17 protein-coding genes are annotated in these 19,115 nt (G+C 68.9%); all 17 read right to left on the reverse strand.

The window, feature by feature from the left end; translation table 11 throughout:
• Window positions 1-15: 15 nt before the first annotated feature.
• Complete coding sequence (locus tag D5S18_RS33755; protein WP_239004173.1) at window positions 16-402, reverse strand: DUF4913 domain-containing protein; 387 nt, start codon at window positions 400-402, stop codon at window positions 16-18.
• Complete coding sequence (locus D5S18_RS33760; protein ID WP_120045182.1) at window positions 399-2,246, reverse strand: type IV secretory system conjugative DNA transfer family protein; 1,848 nt, start codon at window positions 2,244-2,246, stop codon at window positions 399-401. Before D5S18_RS33760 ends, D5S18_RS33755 begins: the two co-directional genes overlap by 4 nt.
• A 39-nt stretch (window positions 2,247-2,285) precedes the next feature.
• Complete coding sequence (locus D5S18_RS33765; protein WP_239004174.1) at window positions 2,286-2,924, reverse strand: hypothetical protein; 639 nt, start codon at window positions 2,922-2,924, stop codon at window positions 2,286-2,288.
• Window positions 2,921-4,579, reverse strand: a complete 1,659-nt coding sequence (locus D5S18_RS33770; RefSeq protein WP_120045183.1) for a peptidoglycan DD-metalloendopeptidase family protein — start codon at window positions 4,577-4,579, stop codon at window positions 2,921-2,923. The genes D5S18_RS33765 and D5S18_RS33770 overlap by 4 nt, the downstream gene beginning before the upstream one ends.
• A 43-nt stretch (window positions 4,580-4,622) precedes the next feature.
• Window positions 4,623-4,928, reverse strand: coding sequence for a transposase (locus D5S18_RS33775; protein WP_239004175.1), 306 nt, complete (start codon window positions 4,926-4,928; stop codon window positions 4,623-4,625).
• Between the two features lie 25 nt (window positions 4,929-4,953).
• Window positions 4,954-7,095, reverse strand: a complete 2,142-nt coding sequence (locus D5S18_RS33780) for a putative type IV secretion/conjugal transfer ATPase (RefSeq protein WP_120045184.1) — start codon at window positions 7,093-7,095, stop codon at window positions 4,954-4,956.
• Between the two features lie 7 nt (window positions 7,096-7,102).
• The gene (locus tag D5S18_RS33785; protein WP_120045185.1) at window positions 7,103-8,593 is read right to left on the reverse strand and encodes an SCO6880 family protein; all 1,491 of its coding nucleotides are present in this window, start codon (window positions 8,591-8,593) and stop codon (window positions 7,103-7,105) included.
• A complete protein-coding gene (locus tag D5S18_RS33790) occupies window positions 8,590-10,065 on the reverse strand; it encodes a hypothetical protein (RefSeq protein ID WP_120045186.1) in 1,476 nt (491 codons plus the stop codon). The genes D5S18_RS33785 and D5S18_RS33790 overlap by 4 nt, the downstream gene beginning before the upstream one ends.
• Window positions 10,066-10,120: 55 nt before the next feature.
• Entirely contained in the window at window positions 10,121-10,933 is an 813-nt protein-coding gene (locus tag D5S18_RS33795; protein WP_120045187.1) for a DUF8175 domain-containg protein, read from the reverse strand.
• Window positions 10,930-11,559 carry a DUF8175 domain-containg protein gene (locus D5S18_RS33800; protein WP_120045288.1) on the reverse strand — a complete coding sequence of 210 codons (630 nt, stop codon included), beginning with the start codon at window positions 11,557-11,559 and terminating at the stop codon, window positions 10,930-10,932. The genes D5S18_RS33795 and D5S18_RS33800 overlap by 4 nt, the downstream gene beginning before the upstream one ends.
• Window positions 11,560-11,571: 12 nt before the next feature.
• The gene (locus D5S18_RS33805) at window positions 11,572-11,829 is read right to left on the reverse strand and encodes a hypothetical protein (protein ID WP_120045289.1); all 258 of its coding nucleotides are present in this window, start codon (window positions 11,827-11,829) and stop codon (window positions 11,572-11,574) included.
• Window positions 11,830-11,851: 22 nt separating this feature from the next.
• On the reverse strand, window positions 11,852-12,148 hold the full coding sequence (locus tag D5S18_RS33810) for a hypothetical protein (protein ID WP_120045188.1): 297 nt from the start codon (window positions 12,146-12,148) through the stop codon (window positions 11,852-11,854).
• A gap of 67 nt (window positions 12,149-12,215) precedes the next feature.
• Entirely contained in the window at window positions 12,216-12,863 is a 648-nt protein-coding gene (locus D5S18_RS33815; protein ID WP_120045189.1) for a hypothetical protein, read from the reverse strand.
• Complete coding sequence (locus D5S18_RS33820) at window positions 12,860-13,729, reverse strand: hypothetical protein (RefSeq protein WP_120045190.1); 870 nt, start codon at window positions 13,727-13,729, stop codon at window positions 12,860-12,862. The genes D5S18_RS33815 and D5S18_RS33820 overlap by 4 nt, the downstream gene beginning before the upstream one ends.
• A gap of 15 nt (window positions 13,730-13,744) precedes the next feature.
• Window positions 13,745-14,674 (reverse strand): DUF8176 domain-containing protein, encoded by a 930-nt coding sequence (locus D5S18_RS33825; protein WP_120045191.1) that lies wholly within the window; start codon window positions 14,672-14,674, stop codon window positions 13,745-13,747.
• 57 nt (window positions 14,675-14,731) lie between these two features.
• A complete protein-coding gene (locus D5S18_RS33830; RefSeq protein WP_120045192.1) occupies window positions 14,732-16,279 on the reverse strand; it encodes a cutinase family protein in 1,548 nt (515 codons plus the stop codon).
• 322 nt (window positions 16,280-16,601) lie between these two features.
• Window positions 16,602-18,986, reverse strand: coding sequence for a RelA/SpoT family protein (locus D5S18_RS33835; RefSeq protein ID WP_120045193.1), 2,385 nt, complete (start codon window positions 18,984-18,986; stop codon window positions 16,602-16,604).
• Window positions 18,987-19,115 lie beyond the last annotated feature (129 nt).

Below are 19,115 nucleotides of genomic sequence, written 5' to 3' on the forward strand. Positions count from 1 at the left end.
CCGCTCCCCTCGAGCTCACATTCGGAAATCGCCGATGGTCGGATCGCCGAACATGCCGTGCTGCGGCGATTTCAGCGGTAGCGGGCTGAGCATATCCTTGTGCCCGTTGCGCACCGAGCAGTATTTGAACGGCCCCTTCGGATCGAAGAGTCGGGTCATGTGCGGGTCGGCGTGGTCGAGGAACCAGACGCTCAAGCCGGTCTTGCCGTCGAGGCGGTAGTGCTCCCAGGCCCGCCACAGCGAATCGAGCCGGGCCACCGCCTCCGCGTGCTGGAACCACTCCGGGCACCACACGGTGTCGCTGAGATCGGTGACCTGACGCCGGTACACCATGCTCAGGTAGTTCTCCACGAACTCGACGACACTCGCGTAGATCATGGGCTGCTGCTGTGGTTCGGTCACAGGGGCCGGACCTCCTCGACCTGTCCGTATTCGGTGGGCGGTTCCTTGCTCAACTCGGGCGCACCGAGGAAATCGGTGAGCTCGGTCTTGCGCTGCGGATCGTGCCGGGAGATAGAGCCTTTCACCTCGTCAGCGTACTCGCCCTCCCACCACGGGACGGTGCGCACGAGTACGGGCGGAGCGCCCGAGGAGAAGACGATCACCCGCCCGCGCGGCAACTGGGCCAGCGCCTGCACGCTGAAGGTCTTGGAGGAGCCCAGCGAACGCGAATAGCTCTTGCCGCCTTTGGATTCCGACATCGACTGGGAGATCACCTCGTGATCGCCGATGGCCTCCGAGCGCGCCTGCAGGAATTTGGTGTCGTCCACCCCGCTGCCGAGCACCTTGACATTCGCGGCGGCCCACAGCGCGTCCATCCCGGCCTCGCCCCAGCAGCGCACACCCTGCGCCCAGGATTGCAGCACCGTCATCACCACGATGCCGCGCGAACCGAAGTGGCTGTACTGCTTGGGCAGATCCTTCCAGCGCACCACATTGGCCGCCTCGTCCAGCACCGCGAGCAGCGGCACCGACAGTCGCCCGCCGAACGATTGCGACGCCTTGCGCATGGCCACATCGATCACGGCCTCGGTGAGCGCGCTGACCAGCGGGGCAGCCGAACCACGGCCCTCGAGCGAGAGGCTGTAGAGGGTGCCGTTGCGCTCCAGGAATTCCAATTCGTCGAACTGTCGGCGGTCGCCGCCGGGCATGATCCACGGGTGCACATTCGACAGCTTCAGGCAGCGGATCATCTTCTTGGCGGTGCCGAAAATGCCGCTCTGCGTGCGCACATCGGTGTTGTACTGCTGGGCGAGGCCGGAGGCGGTGAAGTCGTGTTTGGCCGTGCGCAGCAGTTCGATCGGCTCGGTGTTCTGCGGGTTGGTCACCCATTCCCAGACCTGCACGATATGGCGCTGACCGACCGCGGCGGCGAGGAACAGTCCCGCCAGGAGATCCTCGGCCTCCGGATCGAAGAAGGCGTCGGTCTTGGCGTCGGAACCGTCGTCGCTGTCGGCGAAGTGACCCGCCAGCCGCGCGGCCCGCATCTCGCAGCCGACGGTGCGGGCATCGACCCAGGCCAGCGGATCCCAATACCAGGTGGGTTCCTCGGCCGCGACGCCCTGCGGATCGAAGACGTAGGTGCGAGAGCCCTTGGCCTCGCGCACATCTCGCGTCGCATCGACGACATCGCGCTTGTTCGAGGTGGCCAGCACCGGACCGACCGCGCTGAGGATGGCGGGGATGACGCGCGAGCTCGACTTGCCCTGGCGCGGACCCCAGATGTCCAGGTGCAGATCCTCGTAGGAGCCGTAGAGCATGATGCCGTCGGCCACGCCGATACCGATCGGCACGCCGGGCACCGGATCGTTGCGCCACCCGTGATCGAGGATGTGATGGGTATCCATTCGAACGCCGAGCTGCGTGGCCTTGGCGCGCACACCCGATTCGGTGAGCGCGCCGATGGCGCCGCCGTTGCCCATCACATCGGCCTTGTCGTCGACGGAGAGGCGGCCCTTGGTCTTGCGCGCCTTCAGGTTTCGGCGCACGTACACGTAGGCCACGACCAGCGCGACGACCAGCAGCACCAATACCGTCGAGGTGCGCGGCCAGTGCAGCGTGCCCTTGAATAGACCCACCACGATGGCGATCGGATTCACCGGGACGTTCTGCGGGGTCACCGAGAGCGCGTTGCCGATATGCAGCGACAGCCACAGGGTGGCGAGGACCGCGAATCCGGCGTAGACCATGTACAGCGTGAGGTCGGGTCCGGTCGCGGCCGGATCCTGCACCTTTTTCTTCGCCATCTCTGCCTCCTCCAGGCGGTCGATGAAAATGCTTCGGTCTCAGCGGAACGCGTCGAGTCGCCAACCGTCGGGCGTGCGCACGACGGTGGCGATCACCGTCTCCGGTGCCAATTGTTCCTTGCGGCCGTCGGAATAGACGACGGTCTGCTCGATACCGACTTTGAATTGCTGGGTATTGGGGTCGGGACCGGCGGGCGGGCGCTCGCCCGAGGCGAAGACGAACGCCTCGACGCGGGCCTTGGCCTTGGCCCACTGCGACCACAGCAGCGACGCCTTGGGTGCGTCGCCGGGGGCCGGTGTGCCGTCGAGCACCCGGATCATACTGGGACCCAGCCACTTCCGCGCCCGCGCCAGTGACGCGTCCTGACTCTCCCGATCCGGGAACCAGGTGTAGATCTCGCGCAGCGCCACCACCGCGACACCATCGGCGGTGACCGGGTCCGCGGGCGGGGCCTGCTCGAGCTGCCGGGTCGTCGACGGCGCCGCGGGCGGCGCGGCGGAACCCGAATCCTCGCGGGAACCGCGCGCGCATCCCGCGCCGAGCAGCGCGAGGCTCACCACCAGCATCACCACCAGTTTCGCGGGTGCCTGTGCTTTGTCGTTCCAGGCTAGCCGCTCGACGCGCCGGTGCGGCAGTCCGCGCCCCGCCCGGATCTCGGCGTGTTCGCACCCGCTCACAGCACCCTCCGCATCCTGGCGTCGCCCGGCACCGGAATCTCGGTCACACCACCGGTATTGGGTGCGGACACGATCATCGTGCCGGTGCCCGAATAGATTCCGACCAGCGACGGTCCGCGCGGGCCGAAGGCGGCGAAGACCAGATCACCCGGCTGCGCCTTGGCCCTGGGCACCTCGCCGCCCGCCTCCCACTGCTGTTCGGCGGTGCGCGGCAGCGAGACCGCGCCCGAGGACGCGGCGAAGACCGCGGCCGAGGTCAGGCCGGGACCATCCAGTCCGCCACTGCTCGGCCCCTGCGGATCGCCGCCGCCCCACACATAGGGGGTGCCGAGCCATTGCCGCGCCGCCTGCACGATCTGCCCGCTGCCGCCGCCTTCCTGCGGCTGGAACCGCCCCGAGGAGCCCTGGGCACGATACTGCGGCTCCATCGCCAGAATGTTCGCCACGTACGGGCGGGTCTGGGAGAAGTGCGCCGGATACTGATTCGGCATACCGCCCGAGGCGAGCACCGCGCCCTCGCCCGCGTTGTAGGCGGCCAGCGTCAACGACACCACATCGCCCTGCACCCGACCCTCCGCCATCCAGCGCTCGATCCGGTGGGCCAGCGCGCACATGTAGCGGCCCTGTCCGATGATCGCGTCGCCGTCGTCCCAGGCACTGGCATAGCCCTTGTTGCCGGTATCGATGACATAGGGTCGGCCGTCCTCGGGATTGATGGAATTCGCGGTGCCCGGCACGAATTGGGCCAGACCCTGCGCACCCGCCTCCGAGGTCTGACCGCGCGCGAATCCGGATTCCTGCCTGCCCTGCGCCGCCAATAGCGACGGGGTGATCTCCGCGCACAGCGAACCCGCGCGGCGGTACCAGATCTCGAGTTCCGGCGGCACCTTGCCCGCCGCCAGCGCCCCGCCCGCGGTGCCGAAGCCGAGCGAGCAGCGCGGATCGGCCGAGAACGCCTTGGCCCCACCGACATCCGGGGTGGGCGCGCCGTCCAGCCACGGCACCGGGTCGATCTGGTGCCCGCCGGTGAACCGACCGCCGGGCACGATCTCGAAATGCAGGTGCGGACCGGTGGATTGGCCCGCCGACCCCACCTGGGCGATGGGCTGACCCGCGGTGACCGTATCGCCGACGCGCACGTGCACGCCGCTGTCCCACATGTGGCCGTACACCGCCGAATACGCGCGCCCGTTGACATCCACCGAATCGACCACGACCCAGTTGCCGAAACCCGAGGCAGGCCCGGCGGCCACCACCTTGCCGTCGGCCACCGAGTAGATGGTGGTGCCGTCCGGCGCGGCCAAGTCGACGCCGAGGTGGGTGCCGCCGCGCGCGCCGAAGACATCCGAGACCACGAACTTGCCCGCCTCCAGCGGCAGCGTGCGCCGGATCGGACCCGCGCCCGCCGCCAGCGACGGGGTGGCGACCACGGTCGAAACCGTCGACGAGCCGGACGGATTCGGCGGTCCGGAGGCATTCGCGGCGGCGCGCGCGTCACCGGGCGCCGGGCCGCCGAAGGTGGGCAGCGTCGAACCCGTGAGCACGGTCGCCCCCTCACAGGGGTTGTCGATGGCGGGCATGACCACCACCACGACGAGCGTCAGCAGCCCGAGGATGGCCGCCAGCGCGAACCAGATCAGGGCGCGGGCGTTCACGGCCGCCTCCGATCCGCGCTCGGCACACCGGGCGCGGCGGCGCTCACGTCTGACGCCGCGTCTCGTTGAGGGTTTCGGCCAGTGTGCGGTTCATCTCCGCCGCGGCGGCCAATTGCTGTTGCAGCAGTGCCACTTTGCGCCGCAGCGCGGTCGCGTCCATCCGCTCCAGACTCGGCCCCTCGGCGGCGCGCACCCAGTTGCGCACCGAATTCGAATGCACGCCGATCTGATCGGCCACCATGCGGCACGCCTCGGATTCGCTGCTCAGCGTGCCGGTCAGCGACAGCACCTGCGCCACCGCCGCCTGCCTGACCTCGGGCGAGACCCGCCGGTACGCGCGATGCGGCATCAAACCGCCCACCTCCCGGTCGAAGTCACGCCGCGCTACCGCTCGGCGAGGGCGATCCGGAATCGCGATCGGCGTCGCGTCCGGTGGATTCGGCGAACTCGCTGAAACGCTGGTTGGTGTCGTGGATACCGCTCTCCTTCTCGGACAGCGTGAACTCCATGTGGAACGGGATGCCGGGGCGGCGGTCCTCGCCGATCTTCAGCAGGAACTTGCCGGTGCCCGGCGGCGAGGGCCGCTGCTGCCCCGGTCGCAGCGCCTCACCCGTAAGTGCCTGCGGCGCGGACCATCCCGTCACCATATCGGCCTCGGCCGAGGTGAACGGCACCGTACTGTCCAGGCGCTTGACCTCCTCGGCGGGCAGCGCGCCGAAGATCTTGGCGCGGGCGCGTTCCAGGAAGCCGAGCGCCTTGGCGATGGCCGCCTCCGAACCGAGCGCCTGCAGATCCTTGATGGTGTGGCTGATCATGATGAGCGCGGTCGCGATGGCACGCTGCAAACGGGTCAACTCGTCGACCCGGTCGACCATGAAGTCGCCGAGACCGAGCACCTGCCACAGCTCGTCCATCACCACCTGGAAGTAGCGCTGCGGACCGAGACCCGCGTCGGCGAGCACGTGCGCGGCCTCGACCGAGGCGAAACCGTCGGCCCAGCAGGCCAGCATCACCGCGGCCTTGAGCTTCTTGTCACCGGTGGGGATGTGGGAGACATCGATGCAGACCGCGACCGCGCCGGTATCGATCGGCACCGAGGTCTGGCCGTTGAAGATCGCGCCGAACGGACCCTGCGTCAGCGCGCGCAGCGAGCGGCGCAGACCCTTGATGGCGGTCTGGTATTCGGCCGTGTCGTCCGCGCCCGCGTCCAACTGCAACTGCTCGCCGCCCGCCACGATCACCTCGAGCAGGTTCTCCATGATCGGCGGACTGTCGGGGGTGTAGCCGCTGCCCGGCCGGTAGAGGATCTGCAGCGCGGTGGAGATCAGCGTCTCCTCGTAGTCGCGCACGCGCGCGCCGCGCACCAACTCCACCAGGCCCGCGATCAAAGTGACCTGGCGGGCGCGCATATCCTGCAGCACCTGGGTGCGCAGCGCCGGGAACTCCCCCAGCCGGGGCACCACCGAACCGAGCACGCCCGCGGCCAGCGGATTGAGTTTGCCGTGGCCGTAACCGAGATCGATGACCTGGCCGCCCACCAGTTCCACCATGCGCCGATAGTCGGGTTTGACATCGGCCAGGATGAGCGGGGTGACGCCCTGCGCGATACCGCCGAGCACGATCCGACGCACCAGCGAGGATTTGCCGAAACCGTTGAGACCCAGGACGAAAAGGCTGGGCGCGGTGATGAAGCTGCCGCGCATGAACCAGTTCATCGGGTCGAAGCAGACCGGGGCGCCGGTGTGCAGGTGCGAGCCGAGGGGGGTGCCGATCAGCGGCGCGCCCGCGCCCACCGACCACGGCCACAAACCCGCCACCTGGGCCGTGGTGGCCCGGTACTCGACGGGGCGGCCGATGACATTCATCTTCCCGCCGCCCGCGCCCGCGTAGCCGCGATCGGTGAGTTGCGCGGTGGCGCGGTCGAATCCGTCCTCGATGGTGGCCTCGGCGCGCGCGGCGTAGTTGCGGCGGCGAATATCGTCGGTGCGGATACGGAAGGTGGCCCAGCCCGCCCGCAGACCGCTCTGCTCGCGGGCGATCTGCTCCAGTTTGGCCCTGGTCGGCTCGTCCAGCAGCGGCGGACCGGACTGTTTGCGCCGCTCCGCCTTGGCTTTCGCGCGGCGGGCGGCCCGATCCACCCGGGGCGCGCCCATGGCGCGGTCGGCGCTGTAGTCGACCCTGGTCTGCCGCTGCGGGCGGGCGGGCCTGGCGATGCGCTCGGTGTTCGCGCGCGAGTTCATCGCGGCCTCACGCCTGGCGAATTCGGCGTCGCGCCTACCGGATTCGGCCTCGCGCCTGCGGGCCTCGCGGGTGCGTGATTCGACCGAATCGCGGACCCGCCGCTCCCGGTCGGCCACGCCCGAGCGGTCCTCGCCGCTCACGCGTGCCGAATCGCCGCTGCGGCGCGGACTCTCGGAGTAGGGGCGCTGCCCCCACTCCTCGTAGTCCGACGCGCCGCGTCCGCTGCGGCGCTCCGCGTCCCGCTCCCGTACCGGCGGCTCGTAGTCGCGTGCCATGAAACCCTCACCCCGCCAGTGCTTTCGGAATTGTCGCGTGTTCGGGCAGGATCACCCCGCAGCCGAGCGAGGCCGCGAAGGCCGCCGCCTGGTAGCGGTAGCACCGCCGGATCTTCAAGCGCGCCTGGGTGGACAGGTCGCGCGTGATGGCCTCGATGCGCGGCAGGTCGCCGCGCAGGGGTTCGGTGATGGTCACCAGCGCGCCGAAGCGGGTCACGCCGTGACCTCTGGCCTGTTCCTCGCGGGCCTGCTGGGTCGCGCCGACCCGCAGTGTCGCGGCGGCGGACACCACGCCGCGCTCGCTCTGCTGGGCCACCAGGGCGTTCTTGAAGTCGTCGTCGACGATCTCGGCGGCGTCGGCGGCCGAATGCGGCCGGTACACAATGGCGATGCGCTTGCGCGGCACCTCGGGATTGGGCGCGAGCAGCCGCTGCAACACCCGCTCGTCCACCGCGCCCTCCGGGGCGGCGTCCATCTCCCAGGTGACCGAGCGGCCGCCGTCGTGCACCAGGTAATCCCACTTCTCGTCGTGCGAGACCGGCCCGGCATCGGCCCAATCCAGGCCGTGCCCTTCGGGTGCGGAGGCCGCGACCTCCAGATCGGCCTGGGAGGCCGGATCGTAGCTGCGGCGGATGAAGGAGATGACCTCATCGGCCGACATGGGCTGGGCGCGCACGCCCGCCTCGGCCAACGCCGCGCAGATACCGGGCAGCCTGCGGCCGATCTCCACCGCCTCCTCGGCCGGATTCTTACGGCGCTCGGCGGTGGTGGCCTTGAAGGTGATGGCCACGCGCGGCAGCAACTGCACCCGCTCCTGCGGCAGTTCGGTGGCCAGCTCGTACATGACCTGCTGGGCCAGTTCCGGCGCGTCGGGACGGGTGATGGTGGAAACCTCGGTGAGCAAACGGTTTCCGGTCTCGGGCACGGTATCGATCACGGGGACCACGGCGACGATATCGCTGGTCTGGCCGACCGAGGCGAGGAAGGTGCCCCAGGCCGAGACCCAGCGGTCGATGACGGGCTGATCCACCGCCTCGTGCCCCTGCGGCCAAGCCCGCAGCACCACCGTGTACTGCGCGAACTGCGGCAGGTGAATCATGCCGAAGCTGTAGCCGCCCGCATCGATGCCCTCGTAGAGCTTGGACGGGGCTAGCAGACCCGGTAGCCGGGTGACACCGCCGGGGACCCGCGAGAAGCGGCCGCCCCGGTACACGTGCTCGCCCGCCCGGCGCGAGCGCATCCAGTTGAACATCATCAGTCCGTTCTCGTAGCCGGAGCGACCCCCGGTCCGCCACACCAGTGGAACCATGATCACCAGGCCGACGCCGCCCACCGTCGCACCCCACTTGAATCCGCCGACCAGGGCGGTGAGCAGGGCCGTGAGCACGACGACGAAGCCGACTACGGTCTCCTCCCAGCGCAGGCCGAAAAGACCCGCGCTGCGCGGCTTCTGCCACAGTCCGTAGGAGCGGCGCTCGTAGCTATCGGTCATCGTCATCGCGGAATGGTGCTCCTCCCGAGATCAGGCGCGCGATTGGCCCAGCGGTCGCCCGCCACGTCGCCCATCATTTGATCGGCCCGGCTCATTCCGCTCGTCGCGGCGCGCGCCTGTGTGACCCGGTTCGCGACCTTGGCCGCACTGGAGGCTACCCCGCCCGAGCCGCTCGGGCCGGAGGCGCGCGCTGCCTCCGCGCCCGCGCCCGCCCCACCGCCGCCACCGCGCGGTGGTGTCGGCGGCTTCCCGCCGCCGCGCGGACCCAAGCCGCCCGGCGGACGCGGACCCGAACCCGAGCCGCTGACATATCCGGCCGAACCCGGTTGTGCCGCACCGCGAACGCCGACCGCCTTGGTGCCCATGGCGCCGAGGGCGGCGATACCGACCAGGGTGCCACCGGCGGCGGTCAGACCCGAACCGCCGGAGCCGACGATGGCCACCGCGGGCACCACCAGACGCATCAGCGCGGGCAGCACGAACGCCACACTGCACAGCAGCACGACGGCGACCAGCATGCGCTGGGCCTGTTCACCTTCCGGCAATCCGCCGGTGGAGGTGAGGCTGTCGACATGGCCCGCCGTGGTGAAGGCGATCATGTAGACGATGGCCGCCACCGGCTTCCACAGCATGAAGGCCACGATCCAGCCGATGAGCTTCTGATAGGACTGCTTGCCCAGATTCATCCCCGAGGCGGCGGCGGCCAGCGGCAGCACGCCCGCCGCGATCACCAGCAGCCCTTGGCGCACGATGGCCAGCACGATCTGGGCCAGCGCGCCGAGCAGACCGACGATGGCGATGATCAACACCAGACCCGGCGAGAACGCTTGCAGCTTACTGGTTTTCACCATGAGCTCGGCCAGGTCCTTGGCATTGCCGTTGGTGGCATCGCTGATGAGCCATTCGGCGAAGCGATCCGAGGCCTGGGTGCCCGCCACGATGACCGCGCCGAGCATCCAGGAGCTGAAAACCACTCTGGCGAACATGCGGAACGATTCGGCGGCCTCGTTCATCACCGCGCCGCGCCTGGCCTCGGCGAGTCTGAGTCCGGACAGGATCACCGACGCGATCAGCAGCAGTATCTGCGCCTGATAGGTGTATTCGTTGATCTTGGTGAACAATTCGCCGGAATTGCTCGCCGCCTCATTGGGCACCTTCATCCAGAAGGTCAGCGCCAGGATGATGGCCTGGCCCAGACCGTTCATCAGCGAGTCGACCACCTTGCCGAAGGTGGAGTCCCACGCCTTGTCCTTGATCGCGTCGGCGGCCTTGCCCGGATGCGCGGCGGCATTGCCCGCCTTGCACGCGGCCGAGGCGGCATCGCCGAGTGAGACACCGGGTAGCCCGACATTGTCGAGGGTGTCGTGGATCTCGTTGCAGGTCGGGTCGAATCCGTAGCCCTGACCGTAGGCGACGGTCGGGGTCGCGATCATCACCGTGAACATGACCGCGAGAATCGTGAGTAGCCGCCTCACCATTGTGTCCACCCCTCGAGGTTTCGCAGGGACTCGATCTGCACGCGCTTGCGCCCCTTCACCATTTGGTCCACCCATTGAGCGATTCGACGTATTCGGTCTGCGGGTTGTTGGAACTGGCGGGCTTGAGCCGCCAGTCCCCCGCGTCCCACACCATGACCAGGCGCACCGCCGCCCACAACTGTTTACCGTCCACCTGCGGTCCGCGCGAGGCCAATCGCAGGATGGCCAGATCGTCGGCGTAGTCGTCGATCTTGAACGCGTCGGAGGCGACGAAGTATTTGGTGACCTTCTCCGACTGCTGCTTGGGCAGGCGATCGGCGGCCAGCGCCTTGTCGTAGGCGGCGATCTGCTGGGCGCTGCCGCGCACCTGGCGCATGTACAGGTCACGGTCGGCGGGACGGGCATTGAGCCGGTAGGTGATCTGCGCGGCGGCCAGCGCGGCGCCCTGCGGGCTGTGCGAATAGCCCACGGCCAGACCGTCTTCGATGCGGGTCGGTCCGTCGGAGGTGGAGAACGGGACCGACGCGCCGTACACCCGCTGCCAGCCGTGCGGTGCGGTGGTGCCCGTCGGCGCCCCGGTGAGCCAGTCGGCGTCGGCGGGTCTGCGCTGGCGCGCCGGATCCTGCGCGAGCGGCTGCCCCGCCGGGTTGTTCGGGATATCGACGCGACGGTTGAGGATATCCACCTCGGGATCGGCGAATCCGGTGGCGTTCGGGTCGCCGCCCGCCGCGGGCGCGGTGGCCGACTTCGGCTCGTCGCGGGCGATGTACATGACCAGCCCGACGATGAGGATGAGCGCGAGCACCGCACCGGACGCGATGAGCCCGAACGAGACGCGCTCGCGCCCCGGCGCATCCTTCTCGCTCACCGCGGAGCCTCCAATTTCACGATATCCCCTGGTATTTCGTTGACCGGTTCGAGCCGCCGGGCCGTATCGCCCGGATCGGGCAGCCGTAGCCGCCAATCCTCGGCGAACCACTCGACGGTGGCGTGGTTGACCGACCGCGACCGGTCCGGGTATTCGGTGTAGATATCCACGGCGCCGCTCGCCTCGGTGTAGCCGGTGAACCGGTAGCCGAGCAGGCGCGGCACGTACTCGGGCGCGGCCGGACCCGGTATCGACACCTGGATGCGGGTGATCGCCCACTCGTCCTTGGCGCGGCCCGGAACCAACTCCCGCGCCGCCACCTTCGCCCATTCGCCGTCGGTGGCCACACCGAGTCGGACGGTATGGGCGATGGCCGCCAGCGCCGCGCCCTGCGGCGAACGATCGAAACCCGTCGCGGCGCCGGTATCGGTGCGTTTGGGTCCCTGATCGGCCTGCGGGAGCGAAACACCCTGGTACTGCTGCCAGGTCACATTCGTCGGCGCGCCGGACAGATCCGACCCGCGCGGGGCCGACTCGGCACCGCCGCCACAGCCGACGGCGGTCAGCAGCAGGGCCGCGCCCATCAAGGGCGCACCCCAGTTACGCAGTGTCGCGACACCATTCATCTGTGCCACCCGTCACGCGGGCAGGAAGGCGAGCGCGATTCCGGAGGCCCCGCTGGCGACGATGGCCCCGATCAGGCTCATCAGGATGCCGTGCGAGGCGTCGTTCATGGCCCAATCGTTGCGGAATACCAGCCACAACTTCCCGGCCGAGACGATCATCCACGCCACACACGCCAGCAGCACGAACCACAGCAGCCAGTTGAGCAACTGCATGATCGGTTCGACCACCTCGGCGGGCATCTGCTTGTACGCGAGCACGCCTACCGACATCTGTACCCCTATCTCGGACATGTCAGGTGCCGATCACCGCGTTCATGATGGTGCCCGCGCTGGTGGCCACCACTCCGCCGATCATGGCCCCCGCCACCATCTTCGGTGATTCCAGGCCGCCACCGGACCACTTCTCCCAGGCGAATCGGCCACCGGCGTAGACGATGCCGCAGATGCCGGACAGCAGTACGAACCAGGTTAGGTAGCGCACCAATTGCAGGATCTTGTCCGACCCCGGCGGGGCCTGCGGGGTGGGATTGCCGACCTGTGCCAGGAGGGAGCCGTACGTGTCCTGCACGGCGAGGAGAAACATGCTCATCGGGTGCCTTTCTGGATACGTGAACTACTGCGTGAACGCGCCGATCCCGCACGCGCTCGGTGGGTGGTCATCGCGGCCCCTCCTCCGAATGCGTTCCGGCACTCAGATTTTCGCGCACGGCCGCAACAATATCGGCCCCGAGTTCGCGAAGTTCCATCGGTACCTCGTCCAATGGATCGATCTTGCGCTTCTTGGCGGGCGGGGGCGGATCGCCCGGCGACCACACCGGCAGTTGCTCGGGCTCCACCAGCGTCCACTCCTCCACCCACGGCACCTGCCACAGTTGTCCGGCCAGCGAACCGACCACATCGCGGTAGCGGCGGATCTCGGCGGGCAGCCGACCGGGGCGGGCGGCGACGGTGATCAGACCCAGCACCTCGGCCGCACCCGCGAAACCCGAATGATGTTGCCGCAGCAGGTCGTGCGCGCGGGTCAGGCCCGAGATGGTCTCCCTGGCCACCAGTGCCACGAACGGGGATTCCCGCTCGAAGACGCCGGGCCAGCGGCGGCCCGCGTCGGCCGCCGGGGCGAGCACATGCGACAGGACACTGGCGCCCGCGCCGCCGTGCACGCCGAGCAGCCACACCAGCGGGGCGCGACCGACACCGGGAACTGGTCGATCCCAGATGGGGGCGCGACGGGATTCGGGCGGGGCGACCACACCCGCGGTGGCCGGATCGGTGGAGCGGCGGCGAAGTTTCATAGCGGCGGTCATGATGCCACCCCCGCGAGCAGCTGCTCATACGCGCGGCGCGTCGCGGGCGCGAGCGCCGCGTGCCGGACCAGTTCTCCCCTGGCGAGATGCGGATCGTAAGGCACCTCGCGGATATCGCGCACCCAGCCGGACAGGTTCTCGCGCAGATGCTCGGCGATGCGCGAGTCGCCGCCCGGATGCTGATGGGAGATGACGACCGTGGTATCGCCCACCACCCCGCCACCGGGACCCGCACCGGTGCTGCCGAATTCGTCGTCGAGCCATTCGAGGGTGACGCGCAGCCGGTTCGCGGCGTCGGTGCGCGCGGGGATGGCGAGCACCAGCGCGACATCGGCGTCGTCCAGCAATGGACGCAGCTGACGGCCCGCGATGGGCGTGCCGCCGTCGTAGACGGCGGTGTAGCCCGCCTCGTGCACGCCTCGGGCCACCGTGAGGTAGGTGGCGCGCCGCCGCAGCGGCGCCGCGTCGCGCCAGAGCAGACCGTAACCGGAAGTGGAGCGGGACAGGCATTCCTTGAGCGGCGCGGGTTCGTCGTCGCCGCGGCCGTAGAGCCAGGACTGCAGGCTGATCGGGTGCAGGTGCTCGTCCGCGCCGCGCAGCGCCAGATCGCTGCCCGCGGCGGTGGCGTCCACCGCCACCGTCGCCGTCTCGCCCGCCAGTTCCCCGGCGAGCCCGAGCGCCGTCGTGGTGGTGCCCGCGCCGCCGCAGCCGCCGACCACCAGGATCGGGCGCGGCAATCCGCCCGCGCCGTCCTCGCCGTCGCGACCGCGGCGGAAACGCACCACCGACGCCTTGGAGCGCGCGCCAGCGCCCGACGCGCCGCCCTCGGGCGTCTCGTCGAGCCAGCGGCTCCAGTCCTCTGCCATTGCTCCTGCTCTCCTCTATCCGGCCGCGATACCGGTGATCAGGGCGCGGCCCCCGATCACCGCCGTGGTGACGATCTGCCTGTTGTAGGTCGTCGGTCCCGCGCCCGGCCGGAAAACGGTGACCTCGACGGCGTATCTGCCCTCGGTGATGGTCGTGACGTGCACACAGTGCGAGGCGCCCGCGGGCACCGAATCGATTCCGCGCTGGATCATCTCGGCCGAGGAGACCGGCGCGTCCGGCGCGACCGCTGCCCGCGCCCGCTCCCCCGACCGCTCGACGTAGTAGGCGTACTGGAACGCCAGAATGGCGTCCGGTCCGGAATCCGTGCCACCCGGCGCACTACTGCGCAACACGCCGTCGCCCTGTTCGGTGCGGCATTCGTCGCCGCCGGATGGCGCACTGCCCGCAGTGAATTGGAGCGTGGTCGGCGCGGCGCCCGCCCCCTTGGATCCGTCGGCGAGCAGATAGGCCACCGCCGCCGCGGCCGCGAGCAGGACCAGCACCACGGCGACGAGCACAATGAGCGCCCGCTTGCGGCGGGCCGCGCCGATATCGCGCGCCTCCTGACGCAGCGCCCGCGAGGCGGTGACGGGTCTGGAGCCGAAGATGTCCTCCGGTTCGTCCTCGGGCCACGGGAACCGAACGACCTCGCCTCCGCCCGGCGCGGCGTAATCGTCGTCCGGACCGGGGGCGCGGCCGATCCAATCCGACCAGCCGCCGGTGAATTCGGCGCGATCGGCGGGCAGATCGGTGGGGGCCTCGTGCTCGATCCGCTCGACGGGCTCGTCCTCGGCCCGAATGTAGTTGGGGAACTGCGCCGGACCCTCCGCCTCGCGCGGCGCGGCGCCGGTGGCCTCGGTCGGATGCGGACCCAGCGGCGCGGCGGGCTCGGGTTCCAGGGGTGAGTACCAACGCTCGGACAGGTCTTTGTACGAGTTCAACATTCCCCCATTCCCGCGGGGCCGGGCACGTGGTGTCGCATTGACGGACCCTCTCGGCGTTCAGTTCATGGAGAACGGGTAGGCGTTGGTACCGGGGCGATCGGCGGGCACGGCGCTCGGACCGCTCCCAAACGGAAATTGTCCCGTACCGGACGAATTCGGCGTACTCGACGCGCCGGGGCTCGACGAGAATGCCGGTGGGGGCGGGTTTGCGCTACGCTGCGGCCCGAATTTCCCGGCCAGATCGGCGGCCACCGCGGCGAGCCATCCGGCGACGAAGCGCGTCGGGGCCTGACCATTGGCCGAGACCGCCGCATTGTTGTATCCGGTGTGGCGCTGGACGGTATCCCAATAGCGCACCCAGGTGGTGGCGTCGAGCAATTCGGCATTGTCGGTGATGGTGCCGACGACGGCGCCGTAGGCCTGATTCACCAAGCGCGACACCGTGGTCGGCGGCACGAGTTGGGTGACCGATCCGACCAGTCGGGTGCCGAGCAATTGCAGGCTGCCCACCGGGTCGGACAGACCCGCCGTGGCCAAATCGGCGATGGCCGCCGGATTGAGCACGGTGCGGATGACCGCATTCACCGCGTTGAGTCCGATCAGGCCGACGCGCAGCAGCGCTTGCAGTGCGCCGGGCAGGTCCACCCTGCTGCGCGGATCGGCGGCGTCGGCCACCCGCTCGGAGATCGACTTCTGCGGCGCCAGAGACAGATTCGCGGCCGTGCTGCCGCGCAGATCCTGTCCGGCGACGGCGGCGGCGGTCTTGATCGAGGTGAATGCCAGTGCCTGCGCGATGGATTCCAGCGAGGCGATGGGATCGCCGCCGGACAGTTCGGACTGACCGGCGATACTCGCCACCGCCCGCAGCAGCGGCGCGCCGATGGGTGCGTCGCACGCCAAATCGCCTGCGGCACAGAAACTCGCGACCCGACCGGTGAGCGCGCCGAAGGCGGCGGCCCGATCGCGCTCCGGACCGATCCCACCGCCGGAGGCGGGTGGTTCGGGCAGTGCGCGCACCGAGGTCAACCGAGCACCCTCGGTGCCGGGGGCGGGATCCGGCGAGTCCTTGCCCGGCGCGCCGGGAAACAGTGGCGCACCGGGATTTCGAGTCGGATCGCCGAACAGCGCGACCGCCGCGATCCGATCCGCCGCCACCGCGCCGTGGCCGAGCCCGACCTCCTGGGCGAAGACCGAAGCCACGTGCGCCCCTTGGGAATACCCGATCACCGCCAGTCTGGTCTCCGGGCAGCGACGCAGGATATCGGCCGACATGGCACGCAGGCGACCCAGGCCGCCCGCGACGGAATCCGCGTAGGGGGCGCGGCCGCCGCCGAGCACCCCACCGAAGCTGGATTCGTAAGGGACATAAGCCCGTTCGACCAAGCCGGGGGTGGGGGCCAAGGCCAGCAGCGGACGGAAGACGGTGGAGAGCATGCCGGTGTCGGTGGTCGGCGCGGCGTCCGGTGACGATTCCCCGGTGCCCTGGATGCCCAATGCGTACAGTGCCGGGCAGATGGTGATCGGCAGCTCGGTGGGCGGGGCCGGATCCGCCAGCGCCACACCGGAATCCGCGGTCACCGCGGCGACGGTGAACGCAACGAGCATTCCCGCAACTTTTTCCGTGCACCTTGTCATAGCGATCCGCACTCAGTTCGTCTTGCCGCCGTTGACACACGCTCGTCGAAACGCAATAGACCGTAACAGATTCCGACTTTTGACACCGCGATGGCGAAAAACTTCCGCGAACCGCGGCGCGGTCGCGGGCACATCGACGCGCATCGCCCGGAACATTCCGACAACTTTACGAGGGCCGGAATTCGAGGGCAACCACCGAGCGATCGAATGGCTGGGAATACCGCACCGAACCCATTGCGGGTCAGCTAATTTTAAGCTACGTATACGACGGTATGGTTCGACACCGGCGAACTCAGGCCGCCGAAGTCACTCGATACACGTCGTACACGCCTTCGACATTCCGGACCACATTCAACAGATGTCCGAGATGTTTCGGATCTCCCATTTCGAAGGTGAACTTGCTGATTGCCACTCGGTCGCCATGCGTGGCCACCGACGCGGACAGGATATTCACTTTCTCATCGGCGAGGACCTTCGTCACATCCGAGAGCAGGCGGGTGCGATCGAGCGCCTCGATCTGAATGGCGACCAGGAACACCGACGACGGCGACGGCGCCCAGGACACCTCGATGATCCGCTCGGACTGCTCGCGCAGCGAACCCGCGTTGGTGCAGTCGGTGCGATGCACGCTCACCGCACCGCCGCGGGTGACGAAACCCATGATCTCGTCGCCCGGCACCGGGGTGCAGCACTTGGCCAACTTGGCCACCGTGCCCGAAGCGCCGGGAATCAGCACACCCGCGTCACCGGTGACCCGCTGCCTGCTCGGCGTGGTGGACGGCGTGGACCGCTCGGCCAGCTCGTTCTCCACATCGCCGATACCGCCCAACTGGGCCATCAGGCGCTGCACCACATGGTGCGCGGAGACCTGATGCTCACCGACCGCGGTGTAGAGGCTCGAGATATCGGTGTAGTGCAGTTCGTGCGCGACCGCCGTCATGGCATCCACGCTCATCAGCCGCTGCAGCGGCAGACCGACCCGGCGGACCTCCTTGGAGATCTGATCCTTACCGGTCTCGAGCGCCTCCTCGCGACGCTCCTTGGCGAACCACTGCCGGATCTTGGCCTTGGCGCGCGGGGACACCACGAAGTTCTGCCAGTCCCGACTCGGACCCGCGTTCTGCGCCTTGGAGGTGAAGACCTCCACCACCTCGCCGTTCTCGAGCTGACGCTCCAGCGCGACCAGACGACCGTTGACCCTGGCCCCGATGCACTTGTGCCCGACCTCGGTGTGCACCGCGTAGGCGAAATCGACCGGCGTCGACTTCTGCGGCAGGGTGATCACATCGCCCTTGGGGGTGAACACGAAGATCTCCGGCGACTTCAGATCGAAGCGCAGCGACTCCAGGAACTCCGCCGGATCGGCGGCCTCCCGCTGCCAGTCGAGCAGTTGGCGCATCCACGCCATATCGTCGACCTCGGCGGTGTCCTGGGTGTGCTTGCCCTTGGTCTCCTTGTAGCGCCAATGCGCCGCGATCCCGAACTCGGCGGTGCGGTGCATGTCCTGGGTGCGGATCTGCACCTCCAGCGGTTTGCCGTCCGGGCCGACGACGGTGGTGTGCAGCGACTGGTAGACGCCGTAACGCGGCTGGGCGATGTAATCCTTGAACCGGCCCGCCATCGGCTGCCACAGCGAATGCACCACGCCGACGGCGGCGTAGCAGTCGCGCACCTCGTCGCACAGGATGCGGATGCCGACCAGATCATGGATATCGTCGAAGTCCTTACCCTTGACGATCATCTTCTGATAGATCGACCAGTAGTGCTTGGGTCTGCCCTCGACGATCGCGTTGATCCGCGACGCGGCCAGCGTATTGACGATCTCGGCGCGCACTTTGGCCAGGTAGGTGTCGCGCGAGGGCGCGCGATCGGCGACCAACCGCACGATCTCGTCGTACTTCTTGGGATGCAGGATGGCGAAGGCCAGATCCTCCAACTCCCACTTGACGGTGGCCATACCGAGGCGATGCGCCAGCGGCGCGATCACCTCCAGCGTCTCCTTGGCCTTCTTGGCCTGCTTCTCCGGCGGCAGGAAGCGCATGGTGCGCATATTGTGCAGCCGGTCGGCCACCTTGATGACCAGCACGCGCGGGTCGCGGGCCATGGCGATGATCATCTTGCGGATGGTCTCGGCCTCGGCGGCCGAGCCGAGGTTCACCTTGTCCAACTTGGTCACGCCGTCGACCAGGTGCGCCACCTCGGGGCCGAAGTCCAGCGTCAACTGTTCGAGGGAGTAGCCGGTGTCCTCGACGGTGTCGTGCAGCAGCGCGGCCACCAGGGTGGTGGTATCCATACCCAGCTCGGCGAGGATATTGGCCACCGCGAGCGGATGGGTGATGTAGGGATCGCCGGATTTGCGGAACTGGTGTTTGTGCCGCTCGTCGGCCACATCGAAGGCGCGCTGCAGCAGCGTGAGATTCGCCTTCGGGTAGAGCTCGCGATGCACGCTGGCCAGCGGCTCGAGCACCGGTTTGACGGCGGCGATGCCGCGCTGACCCGTCATCCTGCGGGCCAGCCTGGCACGCACCCGACGCGAAGCGGAGGTGGGAACCGCGGCGGCCGCACCCGGCTGACGGGGCGGCTGGCCGTTCGGCGCGGAAGCGGCGACGGGTGCACCGTTGGTCTGCGGGGCTCCAGCCGATTGCTCGACATTAGCCTCGCCCAGATGCTGAGTCATGCCACCACCTCTCAACGCCGCGATCGGAACACCCTATCCGACCGAGGCAACCGCCAAACCCAACTCTAGCCCCGGTCGGACGCCCTTGTACCACATGATTCGCCCGTGCGGATGCGCACGGGTCGACAT

The organism is Nocardia panacis (assembly GCF_003598715.1).
In the GTDB taxonomy this organism is placed as follows: domain Bacteria; phylum Actinomycetota; class Actinomycetes; order Mycobacteriales; family Mycobacteriaceae; genus Nocardia; species Nocardia panacis.